The organism is Albidovulum sediminis (assembly GCF_025380365.1).
Taxonomy (GTDB): Bacteria; Pseudomonadota; Alphaproteobacteria; order Rhodobacterales; family Rhodobacteraceae; genus Albidovulum; species Albidovulum sediminis.
The window spans coordinates 840,582-854,967 of sequence record NZ_JAOCQF010000001.1 but is presented as its reverse complement, the minus strand read 5'-3'; the positions used below and the strand labels follow the sequence as shown (position 1 = coordinate 854,967).

Genomic DNA, 14,386 nt, shown 5'->3' with positions numbered 1-14,386 from the left:
GGCTTCTCCCCTCACGGCGCCCAGTGCACGGTCGCGGCGTCCAGCACCGCGCGCACCGGCGCCTCTTCCGGCGACAGGGTCTGCGCCCGCATCAGCGCGGCTCGTTTTTCCGCCCCGGTGATCAGGATGTGGATCGACATCGCATCCTCGATCACCCGGGCCGAGAGCGTCACGCGGGCCTCTCCCGCGCCCGGCGCGCGCATCGGCACCAGCACCGGCGCGTCGGGCGCCAGCGCCTCGGCCAGCCGGTCGGCGCCGGGAAAGAGAGAGGCGGTGTGCATGTCGGCGCCCATTCCGAGAAGGGCGACCGAGATCGGCAGGCAGGGTGCGATGGCGGCAGAGAGCGCGTCGACCGCGTCCTCGGGCAGGGGCGTGTCGGCATAGAGCGGCAGGAAGCGGGCGGCGGCGGCCTTGCCCACCAGCAGGCGCTTCTTCAGAAGCCGCGCGTTGGAGCGTTCGCTCGTCTCGTCCACCCAACGCTCGTCACTGGGAAAGACCGTCACCCGCCCCCAGTCGAGGTTGATCGCGGAGAGGATATCGAAGACCGGCCCCGGCGTCGTCCCGCCGGCGACGCAGAAGGACACCGTCTCGTTCTGCCGCAGTGCCGCCGACAGTTCGCTGGCCAGCACATCGGCCAGATCGAACATCATCAGTTCGCTGTCTGGATATTCGACCAGGTTCATTCGCGTATCTCCCGCCAGCGGCGCCCGTCGCGATGCAGCAGCATCAGCGCGTCCTCGGGCCCCGACGATCCCGGATCGTAGCCGCGCGGCTTGTCGCCGCGGGTTTCCCAGCCGGCGATGATCGGGTCGGTCCAGGCCCAGGCCGCCTCCACCTCGTCGCCGCGCATGAAGAGCGTCTGGTTGCCGCGGATCACGTCCATGATCAGCCGCTCATAGGCGTCGGGAATGTCGGTCCCGTCCTCTCCCAACGCGTCGGCGAAGGACATGTCAAGCGGCACCTCGGTCAGGCGCATCCCGCCCGGCCCCGGTTCCTTGATCATCACCGAAAGCGTCATCCCCTCGTTCGGCTGGAGCCGGATCGACAGCACGTTCTCGCGCCAGCCCTCCTCCTCGCCGAAGATGGAATGCGGCACCTCCTTGAAGACGATGGCGATCTCGGATGCACGCGCGCGCAGCTTCTTGCCGGTCCGCAGGTAGAAGGGCGTGCCCTTCCAGCGCCAGTTGGCGATGTTGACCTTCAGCGCGACATAGCTTTCGGTTCGGCTGTCGCGATTTTCGGCGTCGTCGGTGTAGGAGCCCTTCGTGCCCTTTCCGGCGCCGCGATACTGGCCGCGCACGATATCCTCGGGTCGGACGGGTTCGAGAGCGTGGATCACCTTCAGCTTCTCGTCGCGCACGGCGTCCGGGTCGAAGCGGTAGGGCGGCTCCATCGCGATCAGGCAGAGAAGCTGCATCAGGTGGTTCTGCACCATGTCCCGCATCGCGCCCGACTTGTCGTAGTACGATCCGCGCCCGTCCACGCCCACCGTCTCGGCCACGGTGATCTGGACGTGGTCGACATGGCGCGCGTTCCACAGGGGCTCGAACAGGATGTTGGCGAAGCGCACCGCCATCAGGTTCTGCACCGTCTCCTTCCCGAGGTAGTGGTCGATCCGGTAGATCTGGTGTTCGGTGAAATGCTCGGCCAGCGTCGCGTTCAGCGCGCAGGCGCTGGCAAGGTCGCGGCCGAAGGGCTTTTCGACGACGATCCTGGATTCGGGCGTGGCGATGCCGTGGCGGTGCAGCCGTTCGGCCAGGTCGCCAAAAAGCGCCGGCGCGACCGAGAAGTAGAAGGCGCGCACGACGTCGGGCCGCATCGCCTGCGCAAGGGCGGGCCAGCCGCCGTCGCCCTTCGCGTCGATGGCGACATAGTGGAGCCGGTCGAGAAAACGGGCGAGTTCGTCGGCCTTGCGGCTGGCCGGGCCGCCGAATTCCCCGATCGCCTCGGCGACGAGCGCGCGGAAGCCCGCATCGTCCATCTCGGCCCGCGCGGCGCCGATGATGCGCGCGTCCTCGGGCATCTGTCCGGCCAGGAAGCGGCGGAAGAGCCCCGGCAGGATCTTGCGGCGCGCAAGGTCGCCGGTGCCGCCGAAGACCACCAGATCGAAGCTGTCCACGGGAATGACACGCGAGACCATCGGTTGCCTCCTGAGTTGTTAGCGCTAACGGCTCGCTTGTTACCCGCACCGCCTGCCAAAGTCTAGCATTGCCTTCGCGCGGCGGAAACAAATCCGCGCGCCCCCGCGCCGGACGTCGCGCACCCCGCATCGCGGCTTGACGAAGCGCCGGCTCTCGCTTACCTGTCAAGGCGCTGCGGGTGTAGCTCAATGGTAGAGCAGAAGCTTCCCAAGCTTACGACGAGGGTTCGATTCCCTTCACCCGCTCCAATCCTGTGACGACCAGTACGGCTGCAACGACCACGGGGGAAATCATCATGAAGAAGACGCTTCTGGCTTCCGCGCTCCTGGCGGCGATGGCGGCGCCTGCGCTTGCCTCGCAATGCCCCGCACTCATGGCCGAGATCGACGCGGCGATGGCGACCGCAACCGTCGACGACGCGACCAAGGCGAAGATCATGGAGCTTTACGAGAAGGGCAAGGCCGAGCACGAGGGCGGCGACCATGCCGCCTCGGAGGCGACGCTGGCCGAGGCGAAGGCGCTTCTCGGGATCTGATCGCCGGGCCTCCGCGCGCCCTGCCCGCCCCGCGGGAGCTTTCCTTCCGCGGCAAGAGCGCTTAGTCATGCCGGAAATCCCAGGGCAAAGGAGCAAGGCATGGCCGGGACCATCGAACGGATCGAAACCGGAAAGCGGATGTCGAGCGCCGTGATTCACGGCGGCGTCGTCTATCTCGCCGGCATCGTCGGCGAGAAGGGCGGCGATGTCGCGCAACAGACGAGGGACGCGCTGGCCGAGATCGAGCGCCTGCTGGCGCTGGCCGGGTCGGACAAGACCCGCATCCTGCGCGCGCAGATCTGGCTGGCCGACATGGCCGATTTTCCGGCGATGAACGCGGTCTGGGATGCCTGGGTCGCCCCAGGCCACACCCCGGCCCGCGCCACCGGCGAATCGAAGCTGGCCGCGCCCGAATACGGCGTCGAGATCATCGTCACCGCCGCGCAGGCATAAGCCCCGCGCCCGGGCCCGGCGGGGCCGGCCCGGGCTGCCAGGGCAGGCGTCAGAGCGCCTCGGCCATCAGGCAGAGGATCTCGAACATCAGAGAGGCGCCAAGCCAGGCGGTGTTGCCCGAGGCATCGAAGGGCGGCGAGACCTCGACAAGGTCCGCCCCCACGATCTTGAGCCCGCGCGCCTGCCGCAGCACCTCGATCGCCTGGAAGGCATTCGGCCCGCCCCATTCCGGCGTGCCGGTGCCGGGCGCCACGGCGGGATCGACAAAGTCGATGTCATAGGACAGGTAGGCGGGCGCGCTGCCCACGATTTCCCGCGCCTCGGCCATCACGTCTGCGACGCCGCGGGCGTGAAACTCCTCGATGCGGATGATGCGGATGCCGTTCGCGCGGGCAAAGTCGATGTCGATGTTGTCATAGGTGGTGCCGCGGATGCCAATCTGGATCATCCGCGCCGGGTCCAGAAGCCCCTCCTCCACCGCGTTGCGGAACGGGTTGCCGTGGGTCAGCGTCTTGCCGCCGAAGTAGGCCGGGTAAAGGTCGGTGTGGCTGTCGAAATGCAGAAGGCCCAGCGGCGCGTCGCGCGCGATGCCGCGCAGCACCGGCAACGTGCAAAGGTGGTCGCCCCCGCCCGAGAGCGGCCGCACCCCGCGCGCCTTCAGCCCGGCAAAGAAGCTCTCGAACCGCTCCAGCGTGTCGGGCCCGTCGACCGGGTTGGGGCCGACATCGCCAAGATCGGCGCAGCGGGCAAGCTCGAACGGGCGCACCCCGGTCGCGCCGTTCTGCGCCCGGATCATGGTCGAGGCGTCGCGCAGCGCGCGCGGCCCGTGGCGCGCGCCGGGCCGGTTCGACACGCTGCCATCCCAGGGCAGGCCGACAAGGCCGATCTGCACATCGCCCGCGCGGGGGTGGTCGGCGGGCACATGCGGCAGGCGCATGAAGGTGGGAATGCCCGCAAAGCGCGGCAGGTCCATGCCGGAAACGGGTGTGAAGAACGTGTCGGACATCTGATCCTCCCTCTGTCGCCTGCGACATTAGCGGCTGGCGGCGAAAGGTAAAGGCAGCCTCAGGCGTCGAGTTCGGCGTCCCAGTAGAGGAAGTCCATCCAGCTGTCGTGCAGGAAGTTTGGCGGGAAACGGCGGCCGACCTGCTGCATCTCCTCGGCCGTCGGCTGACGCGGCGCGTGGCGCAGGGAAAGACCGGACTGCTTCAGCGACCGGTTGCCCTTCTTCAGGTTGCAGGGCGAACAGGCCGCAACCACGTTGTCCCAACTGGTGATGCCACCCCGCGACCGCGGCACCACATGGTCGAAGGTCAGTTCCCCCTTCGATCCGCAATACTGGCAGCAGAATTCGTCGCGCAGAAAAAGATTGAAGCGCGTGAAGGCCACGCGCTTCTGGGGTTTGACATATTCCTTCAGCACCACGACCGAGGGTATTCGGAAGGCCGCGCGCTGCGACCGCACGACCTCCTCGTATTCGGCCAGGATGGTGACGCGGTCGAGGAACACCGCCTTGATCGCCTCCTGCCAGGGCCAGAGCGAGAGCGGGTAGTAGGACAGCGGGCGGAAATCGGCGTTCAGGACCAGCGCGGGATAATGCTTCAGCGCCGAGGGTTCGCGCACGAAGCTCGTCCTGAAATCCTCCGGGTGCAGCTTGTCGAGCATCGCGGACTCCGTTCCTGCCCTGCTTGCCGTTCGGCCAACCGGGGCGGGAGCGCCGCCCCAGCTTATCCACAACTATATATGGCGTTCGATCCGGTGCAAGCCCCGCGATCTGCGATCGCTTGCCACAATCGCATTACCGGGCAAGAATGACAGGGCCATGACAGCGCCCGAAATCCTCGGCACCCTCGAATCCGCGCTCTACGCCCCCGATCTGGACGCGGCAGAGGCGTTCTTTGCCGGAACGCTGGGTATGCGCGTCATCGCGCGTCAACCGGGGCGGCATGTGTTCTTCGCGGCTGGCGACTCGGTGCTGCTGGTTTTCGATCCGGACGCGACGGCGGCAGGGTCGCCGGCAGGCGCGCGGCTGCCGGTGCCGGGGCACGGGGCGCGCGGGCCGGGACATTACTGCTTCCGCGTCGCGGCGGGTGCGCTCGACGCCTGGCGGCGCCATCTCGAGGCGCACGACATCGCAATCGAGGCCGATTTCACCTGGCCCAACGGGGCGCGGTCGATCTATGTCCGCGACCCGGCGGGCAACTCGGTGGAGTTCGCGCCGTCCGTCCTCTGGTTCCGGCCGCTCAGCGACGGCGGGCGCGAACCCTGACGCGGACGGGTTCGGGACGGGCGGCAGGGATCGCCAGGACGACAAGGGAAAGCGTGACGGCGATCAGTGCGGCAAGGGCCATGAAGGCAACTCCGGGCGATTCGTTACTGCAAAGCTAAGGGCTTTCGCGTCGTCTTCAAGCCCCCGGCAGACGGTCTTTCAGAAAGGCGACCGCCACCGACAACCCGTCGGGCGCGATGCCGTGGCCAGTGCCCTTCATGACGTGGCCATAGGTCTCGAACCCCGCCGCCGTCAGCGCCCGCCCGGCAACGCCCATGTCGGCGAAGGGCACCATCGGGTCCTCGTCCCCGTGCACCAGAAGGACCGGCGGCTTTGACAGCGCCTCAGCCGCCAGGCTGTCGGGGTCGAGAAGCCGCCCGGAAAAGGCGACGATGCCCGCGACCGGCGCCGTGCGACGTGGCAGGACGTGCAGCGCCATCATCGTGCCTTGCGAGAATCCCACGACCGCCAGTTGATCGGGACGCATCCCCTCCTCCGCCAGGCGGGCGTCGAGGAAGGCGTTCAGATCGGCGACCGACTGCGCCATGCCCGCCTTCGCCTCGGTCTCGGACGACCCATCCAGCCAGGGGATCGGGAACCATTGCCGCCCGAAGGGATTGTTGCGGCAGGGTTCGGGGGCGTCCGGCGCAAGAAAGACGGTATTGGGCAGGTGCGGGGCCAGCGGATCGGCGAGCCCGAGCAGATCGGCACCATCGGCCCCATAGCCATGCAGGAAGATCACCAGCGCCCCGGGCTTTCCGGACCTTGCCGCCCTGCGGCCGAATTTCATCTCGCGCGTCACCTTGTGCCCTCCCGGCTTTTCACATGCCGGTAGTAGGCCCAGAGCGCGCGCGCCGCAACCGCCCGCCAGGGCGACCACGCCTCGGCCATGGTCCGCAGCGCCGGTTCGCCGGGGCGCGCAGGCAGGTCGAAGAGATGCCGCGTCGCTTCCTGCAAGGCAAGGTCGCCCGCGGCGAAAACGTCAGCCCGGCCAAGCGAGAACATCGCGTAGATTTCCGCCGTCCAGCGGCCGATGCCCGGAAGCGCGACCAGCCGCCCGATCGCCTCGTCGGCCGGAAGGCGGCCGAGCGCGGCGTAGTCGAGACCGGCGCGCGACAGCGCCAGCGCATAGCGCACCTTGGGCCGCGACAGCCCGCAGGCCCGCAGCGCCTCCTCCCCGGCCGCGGCCACGCGCGCCTCCTCGGTCAGGCCGGCCTCGGCAAGCCGGGCCCAGATTGCATTCGCCGAGGCAACCGAGACCTGCTGCGACACGATCGCATCGAGCAGCGCCGCGAAGCCGCCGGGCCGAAGCCGCAGCGGCAACGGGCCGGTCAGCGCCAGCGCCCGCCCGAAGGCGGGTTCGCGGGCGGCAAGCCAGGCCGCGCCCTCGGCCAGGCAGTCCGGCCCGGTGATGATGCGTTCGTCCATGCACAACTCCCTTCGCCCGCCAAGGGAAGCGATTTCGCTTGCCGGGCGCAAGGGGCAGCACTACGCATCCGCCATGACCGACATGACCGCGCCCCCGATGACCGACGCCCGCACCCGGCGGAACCTGACGATCCTGATCCTCGCGCAGGCGATCCTGGGTGCGCAGATGCCGATGATCTTCGTCGTCGGCGGGCTGGCCGGTCAGTCGCTGAGCCCCAACCCCTGCTGGGCGACGCTGCCGATCACGATGGTCGTGCTCGGCTCGATGCTCTCCTCGACGCCGATGTCTGCGCTGATGCAGCGCCATGGACGGCGCGCCGGGTTCTGGGTCGGCACCACCGGCGGGATGGCGGGCGCGCTGACCGCGGCGGCAGGGCTTTACACCTCGTCCTTCGGGGTCTTCCTTGCCGGCTCGCTGCTGACCGGCATCTACATGTCGACGCAGGGCTTCTACCGTTTCGCCGCCGCCGACACGGCCAGCCCGGAGTTCCGCCCCAAGGCAATCTCCTGGGTCATGGCGGGGGGGCTTGCCTCGGCGCTGGTCGGGCCGCAACTGGTCAAGGTCACGGCGGATGCGCTGGTGGTGGGCTACCTCGGCACATACCTCGCGGTGGTCGGGCTGAACCTTCTGGGGGTCTTCCTCTTCCTCGCCCTCGACATTCCCGCGCCGGAGCGCAAGGCGGCGGGGGCGGACGGCGGGCGAACCCGGCGCGAGATGCTGCGCGACCCGGTCATCGTCGTCGCGGTGGTCTGCGCCATGGTCAGCTATGCGCTGATGAACCTGGTGATGACCTCCTCCCCGCTCGCCGTCGTCGGCTGCGGCTTTGCCACCGACGACGCGGCCAACGTGGTCAGCGCGCATGTGCTGGCGATGTACATCCCGTCCTTCTTCACCGGCCACCTGATCGCGCGCTTCGGCGTCAAGCCGATCATCGGCATCGGCCTGTTCATCCTGGCCGCCTCGGGCGGGGTGGCGTTGTCGGGCGTGGCGCTGGAACAGTTCTTCCTTGCGCTGGTGCTGCTGGGGGTGGGCTGGAACTTCGGCTTCATCGGCGCGACGACGCTTTTGACCACAACCCATTCGGCCGAGGAGAAGGGGCGTCTTCAAGGCCTGAACGACCTTCTGGTGTTCGGCGGCGTGACCATGGCCTCGCTTTCCTCCGGCGTGTTGATGAACTGCTCTGGCACCGGCGTGGTCGCCGGCTGGCAGGCGGTGAACCTGGCGATGATACCGTTCCTGGTGCTGGCCGGCGGGTCGCTGATCTGGCTGGCGCTGCGCCCGCGCGCGTTCTGACACCGCGCGCCAGAACCGGCCGGGCCGGGGGTTTCACACCCCCGGACCCCCGTGGAGTATTTGCACCAGACTGAAAGAGGGAGCCGCTACCAGCGGCCGGTGAGGGCGCGGAGCGCGAGGCTGGCGCGGGCGCGCGCCTCGGAGGTGGCGAGCCGGCCTTCGGCAACGCGGGAGGGCTGGTGTGCGGCCAGGCGCAGGAGCGGCGCCGCCTGCCATCCGGGCAGAAGCGCCGGGGCAGCCGTGGCCGGGACGCGGGCGCGCAGGGCGCGGGCGCGGGCGATCCGGTCTAGGCCGCGCCGGGCGAGCGCCGTGACGGCTTCGGGGGTCATATCCGGCAAGGGGTGGCGCCCGCGCGCGGCAAGCGCGGGGACGGCGGCGAGCCAGGTCGCGAGCCCTGCCCCCCAGGCGAAGTCGCGCACCGGCGCCTCTGCTGCCGCGGGGGCGCCCAGAAGGCGCGCGGCGGCCCACATGAGGTTGCCCGCGGTCGCGTCGAGATAGGCGCCGAGGTCGGCTTCGTCCGCGAAGGGTTCCGGCCAGGCATCGCGCCGCCGCGCCTCCGCCGCGCCGAGAAGGAGGGGGCGCAGGTCGGGCAGGTCCAGCATGAGCGGGGCGAGGATTGCGAGCGCGCCCCCGCCCTGTCCCTCGGGCGCCGCGATCGCGTCGATCCACCATTGCAGCCGCATCTCCGCGATCAGCGGCTGGTCCGAGGCCCAGGGGGCGCGCGCGATCTCGAGGTTGAGAGCGTAGAGCGCCCAGAGCCGCGGGCGCGTCGCGGCGGGGGCCGCCATGGTGGCAGCGAAGCGGCGGGGGTCGCCCTCACGCACGGCATCGGCCAGGCGCGCGATCTCTGCCGGGGTCATGCCGGCGCGACCACGCAGAGGAGGTAGGCGACGTGATCGGGCGCGGCGCGCCAGCGGGCGAACTCGGCCTCGGCCTCGTCGAGGACGGCGGCGAGGTCCGGCCCCGCACCGATCCTGAGCCGCGCGGCGCGCGCCATCAGGGGCAGGTAGTAGTTCATCCAGGCCCGCCCGATGATCAGGCGCGTGGCGCGGGTCCGGTAGCCCGCCGCCTGCACCCGCGCCGCCAGATCTGCCGCCGTGCCGACGCCGGGATAGTCGGCCCAGAATGCCGCGGCCTCGGGCGACGGCGGGTCGGAGGTGAAGACCGGTTCGGAAAAGACGACCGCGCCCCCGGGTGCCAGCACCGGCCGCCAGAGGTCGAGCGCCGTCTCGACGCCAAGGAAGTAAAGCGCCCCGGCGCACCAGATCAGGTCGGCCGGCCCCGCGAGATCACGCATGTCGCCTTCGCGCAGCGTCACGCGCGGGCCGAAGCAGGCCAGCCGGTCACGGGCCTCCGCGATGAAATGGCCGGTCAGGTCGACACCCTCGATCCGCGCCAGCGGCAGCGCCTCGGCCAGAACTTCGGTATCGGCGCCCGGACCGCAGGCGGCGTCGATCACCCGGGCAGGCTGGCCGAGGACCGACAGCGCCCAAAGCACATCCTCGGCGTCGCCCGGGCCCTGCCGGGGCATGTCGCGGTGCAGTTCGAAGAAGGCGTCGTCCCTCATGCCGGGGCCACCCCGTCGCGCACCAGCTTCCAGGTGATCGCGTCGAGAAGCGCCTCGAAGCTCGCATCGACGATGTTGGGGCTGACGCCGACGGTGGACCAGCGGTGGCCGGCGCTGTCCTCGCTGTCGATGATGACGCGGGTCACGGCCTCGGTTCCGCCCTGGGTGATGCGCACCTTGAAGTCGACAAGGCGCATGTCGTCGATGCAGGCCTGATAGGGGCCGAGGTCCTTGGCCAGCGCCTTGGAGAGCGCGTTGACCGGGCCGCGATCCGATCCGGTCTCGTCCATCGACTCGGAAACCGAGAGCATCTTCTGCCCGCCGATCTTCACCACCACCACCGCTTCGGAAAGGGTGATCATTCGGTCGTACTTGTTCTTCCGCCGCTCCACCGTCACGCGGTAGCGCTTGACCTCGAAGAACTCCGGCAGGAGACCGAGTTCGCGCCGCGCGAGGAGTTCGAACGAGGCCTGGGCGCCGTCGAAAGCATAGCCCTGATCCTCGCGCGTCTTGACCTGGTCGAGGATGCGGGCCAGCGCCGGGTCCTTGGGCGCCACCTCGATCCCGGCGGCGGCAAGGCGGGCGCGCAGGTTCGACTGGCCGGCCTGGTTCGACATCGGGATGACACGGTCGTTGCCGACGCGGGCGGGGTCGATGTGTTCGTAGGTGGCGGGGTCTTTCAGGATCGCGCTGGCATGGAGCCCCGCCTTGTGGGCGAAGGCCGAGGCGCCGACGTAAGGCGCACTGCGCAACGGCACGCGGTTCAGGATGTCGTCGAGCATCCGGCTCACCCGCGTCAGGCCCGCCAGCGCCTCGGGCGTGATCCCGGTCTCGAAGCGGCTGGCATAGGGCTCCTTCAGCAGCAGCGTCGGGATGAGCGAGGTGAGGTTGGCGTTGCCGCAGCGTTCGCCAAGCCCATTGAGCGTGCCCTGGATCTGGCGCGCACCCGCGTCCACCGCGGCAAGACTGGCGGCCACTGCGTTGCCGGTGTCGTCGTGGCAGTGGATGCCGAGCCTGTCGCCCGGGATGCCGGCGGCGATCACCTCGGCGGTGATGCGGCCGACCTCGGCCGGCAGCGTGCCGCCGTTGGTGTCGCAAAGGACGATCCAGCGGGCGCCGGCCTCGTGCGCGGCCCTCAGGCAGGTCAAGGCGTAGCCGGGGTTGGCCTTGTAGCCGTCGAAGAAATGCTCCGCGTCGAAAAGCGCCTCGCGGCCCTTCGCGACACAGTGGGCGATGGAGGCGCCGATGCTTTCGAGGTTGTCCTCGAGCGTCACGCCGAGGGCGGCGGTGACGTGGAAGTCATGCGTCTTGCCGACGAGGCAGACGGCGGGCGTGTTCGCGTTCAGGACGGCGGCCAGCACGTCGTCGTTGTCGGCCGAGCGGCCCGCGCGCTTGGTCATGCCGAAGGCGGTGAAGGTGGCGCGCGTCTCTGGCCTTGCGGCGAAGAAGTCGCTGTCGGTCGGGTTGGCGCCGGGCCAGCCGCCCTCGATATAGTCCACGCCGAGCGCGTCGAGCGCGGCCGCGATCTGACGCTTTTCGGCGACCGAGAACTGCACGCCCTGCGTCTGTTGCCCGTCGCGCAGCGTGGTGTCGAAGAGGGTGAGGCGGGTGCGGGTCATGACCGCCCCCTTCCCGGCTGATTCCGTCCGCCGGTGCGCCAGCACCGGCAGCGCCCGACCGCCCCCCCGGGCGGGCGCTTCTCGCCCACCCGCGGCCGGTCGCCGCCGGTGCCGTGGAAAGCGACGCTCATTTCAGGGCCTCCAGCTTGGCGGGGTCGAAGACGGGGGTGACCTTCAATTCCACCGCATCCTTCGACATACGAACTTCCAACCCTGCGGACACAAGTGCTGACTTCAGGGCGTCGAGAACGGCGAAGTCGCCAGTCTCTCTGGCCGTGATCCTTTCCTGAACCAACCGAAGCTCAAAGTATCCAAGATCTTTCACAGGTGCTCGTGCGCGTTCTTTCTTCGCCAGCTCCAAAAGGTCAAAGCCGAGGAGGCGTGCAGATGCAATGAAGATGCATTCTTCACGATACTGCGCCCGATCATCCAGGCTCATGAATTCCGGGCTGTTATCGAGGAATCGCGCGGTCCTCATGAGCCTCGAAATAGCCAGGGATGTGTTCAAATCATCGCTGAGCGCTTCCAACATTTCGTTGTCGAGCCCGTGATCCTCTAGCGGCTTGTCCAGAAGATCATGACGAATTGCAAGCATACCAACCCAACGTGCGATTTCATTCCTCGCCGCCTTCGCCTTCTCCTCCGTCCAGTCCATCGGCTTCGAGTAGTGCGTCGACAGGAACACGAAGCGGATAACGTCGCCCGGTATCTCCTTGTCGAGCAGGTCCCTGACCGTGAAGAAGTTGCCGAGCGACTTCGACATCTTCTTCCCCTCGACCTGGAGCATCTCGTTGTGCATCCAGACCTTGGCGAAACCGCCCTCGGGGTGGGCGCACATCGACTGCGCGATCTCGTTCTCGTGGTGGGGGAATTGCAGGTCGATGCCGCCGCCGTGGATGTCGAAGCTTTCGCCCAGCAACTCGCGGCTCATCGCGGAGCATTCGATGTGCCAGCCGGGCCGGCCGCGGCCCCAGGGGCTGTCCCAGCCCGGCAGGTCGTCGGTCGAGGGCTTCCACAGGACGAAGTCCATCGGGTCTTCCTTGAAGGGCGCGACCTCGACCCGCGCCCCCGCGATCATGTCGTCGACCGAGCGGCCCGACAGCTTGCCATACCCCGTGTAGGAGCGGACTCGGAAGAGGACGTGGCCCGCCTTCTCATAGGCGTGGCCCTTGTCGATCAGGTCCTGGGTCATCGTGATCATGGCGCCGATCCATTCGGTCGCCCGCGGCTCCTCGGTCGGCCGCAAGGCGCCGAGCGCATCCATGTCCTCGTGATACCAGCGGATCGTTTCCTCGGTGCGTTCGCGGATCAGCTCCTCAAGGCTGCGCGGGTCGCCGAGGCCCTTCCTCCGCTGCGCCTCGGCGTTGATCTTGTCGTCGACGTCGGTGAAGTTGCGCACGTAGGTGACATGATCCGCCCCGTAGACGTGGCGCAGCAGCCGGAACAGCACGTCGAACACGATCACCGGACGGGCGTTGCCCAGATGCGCGCGGTCATAGACGGTCGGCCCGCAGACATACATCCGCACGTTCGTCGGGTCGATGGGGACGAAGTCCTCCTTCGTCCGGGTCTTGGTGTTGGTGAGCCTGATGGTCGTCATGCCAGTTCCTTCACGCGCAGGGCGTCCCGCGGCGGGCTTAACGTGTTCTCATGCGCTTGAAAACAGGGAACCGCCCGCCTGACGATGTCAGCCGGTAATGCAGAGGTTGCAGAGGGTTGCGGTCGGTTTCATCGCCCCCTGTCTAGCCTGCCGCAGCAGCCCTGCCAAGCCTCCATTTCGCCTGATGCCCCTTGCCCGCCGCGCCCTTCCGTGATCGGTTGCGCGGCGAACGGATCGGAGGGTCACATGCAGCTTGCAGGTCGCGTCGCGCACATGACGGGCGACGGGTCGGACGGGTGGGAGATCTACTATCGCGCGCGCGACCTGAAGGCACGCGGCGTGGCGGTGGTCAACCTGACCATCGGCGAACACGACATCCGCACCGATCCCCGCATCCTTGACGCGATGGCGGCCAGCGCGCGGGCGGGCAACACCGGCTACACGGTCGGCCCGGGCAAGCCCGACCTGCGCCGCGCCATCGCCGAACGGGTGACGGCGCGCGCCGGCGTGGCCACCGGCCCCGGCAACGTGATGGTGACGCCGGGCGGTCAGGCGGCACTTTTCGCCGCGCACATGGTGACGCTCGACCCCGGCGACACCGGGCTTTACTGCGACCCCTACTATGCCACCTACCCCGGCACGATCCGCGCCACCGGCGCGCGCGATGTCGCTGTGCCCACCCGGCCCGAAACCGGCTTCCAGCCGGAGGCCGAGGCGATCGCGGCCCGCGCGGCGGGCGCGCGGACGCTGCTGATCAACACGCCCAACAACCCGACCGGAACCGTCTACACCCGCCGCACGCTGGAGGATGTGGCGCGGGTAGCGGCCGATCACGACCTCTGGCTGATCTCGGACGAGGTCTACGACACGCAACTCTGGGCGGGCGAACACCTGTCCCCGCGCGCGCTGCCCGGCATGGCGGAACGGACCCTGGTTGTCGGGTCGCTGTCGAAAAGCCACGCGATGACGGGATCGCGCATCGGCTGGCTGATCGGGCCGGAAGCGGTGATCGGCGCGGTCACGGCACTGGCCACCAACACGACCTACGGCCTGCCCGGCTACATCCAGGACGCGGGCCTCGCCGCGCTCAGCCTCGGTGCCGCGTTCGAAGAGGCCGTCTCCGCCCCCTTCCGCCGCCGCCGCGACCTGGCCGTCGCCTGCCTCGCATCCTCGAACCGGCTCAGGCTCGTGCCCTCGGGCGGGGCGATGTATGTCATGGTCGACGTGCGCGCTACCGGCCTTTCGGGCAACCGCTTCGCCGAGCGTCTGCTGGAGGCCGAGCGCATCGCCGTCATGCCCGGCGAAAGCTTCGGCCAGGCCGCGGCGGGCCATGTCCGCATCGCGCTGACCGTCGATGACGACGCACTGGCCGAGGCGCTGGCGCGGCTTGCGGCCTTTGCCGAGGGTCTGCCCGACGCGGGCTGAGCCCGGAATGAAAAAAGCCCGGCGCGATGCCGGGCCTTTGCCTTGCCATCCCCGG

The 14,386-nt window shown here is 69.0% G+C and carries 15 protein-coding genes and 1 tRNA gene; 6 read left to right on the top strand and 10 right to left on the bottom strand.

Annotation, left to right across the window (positions count from 1 at the left end; translation table 11 throughout):
- Nucleotides 1-11: 11 nt before the first annotated feature.
- Both pgl and zwf read right to left on the bottom strand, forming a co-directional pair.
- Nucleotides 12-683: a 6-phosphogluconolactonase gene (gene pgl, locus N5I32_RS04200; protein ID WP_261494138.1), complete on the bottom strand. Its 672-nt coding sequence runs from the start codon at nucleotides 681-683 to the stop codon at nucleotides 12-14.
- Nucleotides 680-2,140: a glucose-6-phosphate dehydrogenase gene (gene zwf, locus N5I32_RS04195; protein WP_261494137.1), complete on the bottom strand. Its 1,461-nt coding sequence runs from the start codon at nucleotides 2,138-2,140 to the stop codon at nucleotides 680-682. Before zwf ends, pgl begins: the two co-directional genes overlap by 4 nt.
- 175 nt (nucleotides 2,141-2,315) lie before the next feature.
- Here zwf and N5I32_RS04190 point away from each other — a divergent pair.
- From N5I32_RS04190 to N5I32_RS04180, 3 genes are all read left to right on the top strand, one after another.
- Nucleotides 2,316-2,389 (top strand) — tRNA-Gly (locus N5I32_RS04190).
- A gap of 47 nt (nucleotides 2,390-2,436) precedes the next feature.
- Nucleotides 2,437-2,676 carry a PA2433 domain-containing protein gene (locus N5I32_RS04185; protein ID WP_261494136.1) on the top strand — a complete coding sequence of 80 codons (240 nt, stop codon included), beginning with the start codon at nucleotides 2,437-2,439 and terminating at the stop codon, nucleotides 2,674-2,676.
- A 99-nt stretch (nucleotides 2,677-2,775) separates the two neighbouring features.
- Complete coding sequence (locus N5I32_RS04180) at nucleotides 2,776-3,129, top strand: RidA family protein (protein ID WP_261494135.1); 354 nt, start codon at nucleotides 2,776-2,778, stop codon at nucleotides 3,127-3,129.
- 49 nt (nucleotides 3,130-3,178) lie between these two features.
- On the opposite strand, the gene N5I32_RS04175 is transcribed toward N5I32_RS04180, so the two are convergent.
- Both N5I32_RS04175 and N5I32_RS04170 read right to left on the bottom strand, forming a co-directional pair.
- Entirely contained in the window at nucleotides 3,179-4,135 is a 957-nt protein-coding gene (locus tag N5I32_RS04175) for an agmatinase (RefSeq protein ID WP_261494134.1), read from the bottom strand.
- 59 nt (nucleotides 4,136-4,194) lie between these two features.
- On the bottom strand, nucleotides 4,195-4,794 hold the full coding sequence (locus tag N5I32_RS04170; RefSeq protein ID WP_261494133.1) for an HNH endonuclease: 600 nt from the start codon (nucleotides 4,792-4,794) through the stop codon (nucleotides 4,195-4,197).
- 157 nt (nucleotides 4,795-4,951) lie between these two features.
- Here N5I32_RS04170 and N5I32_RS04165 point away from each other — a divergent pair, with 157 nt between their 5' ends.
- Nucleotides 4,952-5,398: a VOC family protein gene (locus N5I32_RS04165; RefSeq protein WP_261494132.1), complete on the top strand. Its 447-nt coding sequence runs from the start codon at nucleotides 4,952-4,954 to the stop codon at nucleotides 5,396-5,398.
- Between the two features lie 136 nt (nucleotides 5,399-5,534).
- Here the strand turns inward: N5I32_RS04165 and N5I32_RS04160 are convergent, their stop codons facing one another.
- Together N5I32_RS04160 and N5I32_RS04155 are read right to left on the bottom strand one after the other, a co-directional pair.
- Nucleotides 5,535-6,200, bottom strand: a complete 666-nt coding sequence (locus N5I32_RS04160; RefSeq protein WP_261494131.1) for an alpha/beta hydrolase — start codon at nucleotides 6,198-6,200, stop codon at nucleotides 5,535-5,537.
- A complete protein-coding gene (locus tag N5I32_RS04155) occupies nucleotides 6,197-6,826 on the bottom strand; it encodes a DNA-3-methyladenine glycosylase family protein (RefSeq protein WP_261494130.1) in 630 nt (209 codons plus the stop codon). The genes N5I32_RS04160 and N5I32_RS04155 overlap by 4 nt, the downstream gene beginning before the upstream one ends.
- A 73-nt stretch (nucleotides 6,827-6,899) precedes the next feature.
- Here N5I32_RS04155 and N5I32_RS04150 point away from each other — a divergent pair, with 73 nt between their 5' ends.
- On the top strand, nucleotides 6,900-8,120 hold the full coding sequence (locus N5I32_RS04150) for an MFS transporter (RefSeq protein ID WP_261495920.1): 1,221 nt from the start codon (nucleotides 6,900-6,902) through the stop codon (nucleotides 8,118-8,120).
- An 86-nt stretch (nucleotides 8,121-8,206) separates the two neighbouring features.
- Here the strand turns inward: N5I32_RS04150 and N5I32_RS04145 are convergent, their stop codons facing one another.
- The 4 genes from N5I32_RS04145 to cysS form a co-directional block, all read right to left on the bottom strand.
- The gene (locus N5I32_RS04145; protein ID WP_261494129.1) at nucleotides 8,207-8,980 is read right to left on the bottom strand and encodes a squalene/phytoene synthase family protein; all 774 of its coding nucleotides are present in this window, start codon (nucleotides 8,978-8,980) and stop codon (nucleotides 8,207-8,209) included.
- Nucleotides 8,977-9,687 carry a class I SAM-dependent methyltransferase gene (locus N5I32_RS04140; RefSeq protein ID WP_261494128.1) on the bottom strand — a complete coding sequence of 237 codons (711 nt, stop codon included), beginning with the start codon at nucleotides 9,685-9,687 and terminating at the stop codon, nucleotides 8,977-8,979. Before N5I32_RS04140 ends, N5I32_RS04145 begins: the two co-directional genes overlap by 4 nt.
- Nucleotides 9,684-11,306, bottom strand: a complete 1,623-nt coding sequence (cimA, locus tag N5I32_RS04135) for a citramalate synthase (RefSeq protein ID WP_261494127.1) — start codon at nucleotides 11,304-11,306, stop codon at nucleotides 9,684-9,686. The genes N5I32_RS04140 and cimA overlap by 4 nt, the downstream gene beginning before the upstream one ends.
- 127 nt (nucleotides 11,307-11,433) lie before the next feature.
- Nucleotides 11,434-12,906, bottom strand: a complete 1,473-nt coding sequence (gene cysS, locus N5I32_RS04130; protein ID WP_261494125.1) for a cysteine--tRNA ligase — start codon at nucleotides 12,904-12,906, stop codon at nucleotides 11,434-11,436.
- 246 nt (nucleotides 12,907-13,152) lie between these two features.
- Between cysS and N5I32_RS04125 the strand changes: the two genes are divergently transcribed.
- Nucleotides 13,153-14,331 carry a pyridoxal phosphate-dependent aminotransferase gene (locus N5I32_RS04125; protein WP_261494124.1) on the top strand — a complete coding sequence of 393 codons (1,179 nt, stop codon included), beginning with the start codon at nucleotides 13,153-13,155 and terminating at the stop codon, nucleotides 14,329-14,331.
- Nucleotides 14,332-14,386 lie beyond the last annotated feature (55 nt).

Coding starts and splice junctions, on each gene's coding strand:
- N5I32_RS04185 (WP_261494136.1), top strand. CDS start 2,437: ATGAAGAAGACGCTTCTGGCTTCCGCGCTCCTGGCGGCGATGGCGGCG.
- N5I32_RS04175 (WP_261494134.1), bottom strand. CDS start 4,135: ATGTCCGACACGTTCTTCACACCCGTTTCCGGCATGGACCTGCCGCGC.
- N5I32_RS04125 (WP_261494124.1), top strand. CDS start 13,153: ATGCAGCTTGCAGGTCGCGTCGCGCACATGACGGGCGACGGGTCGGAC.
- N5I32_RS04150 (WP_261495920.1), top strand. CDS start 6,900: ATGACCGACATGACCGCGCCCCCGATGACCGACGCCCGCACCCGGCGG.
- pgl (WP_261494138.1), bottom strand. CDS start 683: ATGAACCTGGTCGAATATCCAGACAGCGAACTGATGATGTTCGATCTG.
- N5I32_RS04180 (WP_261494135.1), top strand. CDS start 2,776: ATGGCCGGGACCATCGAACGGATCGAAACCGGAAAGCGGATGTCGAGC.
- cysS (WP_261494125.1), bottom strand. CDS start 12,906: ATGACGACCATCAGGCTCACCAACACCAAGACCCGGACGAAGGAGGAC.
- N5I32_RS04145 (WP_261494129.1), bottom strand. CDS start 8,980: ATGACCCCGGCAGAGATCGCGCGCCTGGCCGATGCCGTGCGTGAGGGC.
- N5I32_RS04165 (WP_261494132.1), top strand. CDS start 4,952: ATGACAGCGCCCGAAATCCTCGGCACCCTCGAATCCGCGCTCTACGCC.
- N5I32_RS04170 (WP_261494133.1), bottom strand. CDS start 4,794: ATGCTCGACAAGCTGCACCCGGAGGATTTCAGGACGAGCTTCGTGCGC.
- N5I32_RS04155 (WP_261494130.1), bottom strand. CDS start 6,826: ATGGACGAACGCATCATCACCGGGCCGGACTGCCTGGCCGAGGGCGCG.
- zwf (WP_261494137.1), bottom strand. CDS start 2,140: ATGGTCTCGCGTGTCATTCCCGTGGACAGCTTCGATCTGGTGGTCTTC.
- cimA (WP_261494127.1), bottom strand. CDS start 11,306: ATGACCCGCACCCGCCTCACCCTCTTCGACACCACGCTGCGCGACGGG.
- N5I32_RS04140 (WP_261494128.1), bottom strand. CDS start 9,687: ATGAGGGACGACGCCTTCTTCGAACTGCACCGCGACATGCCCCGGCAG.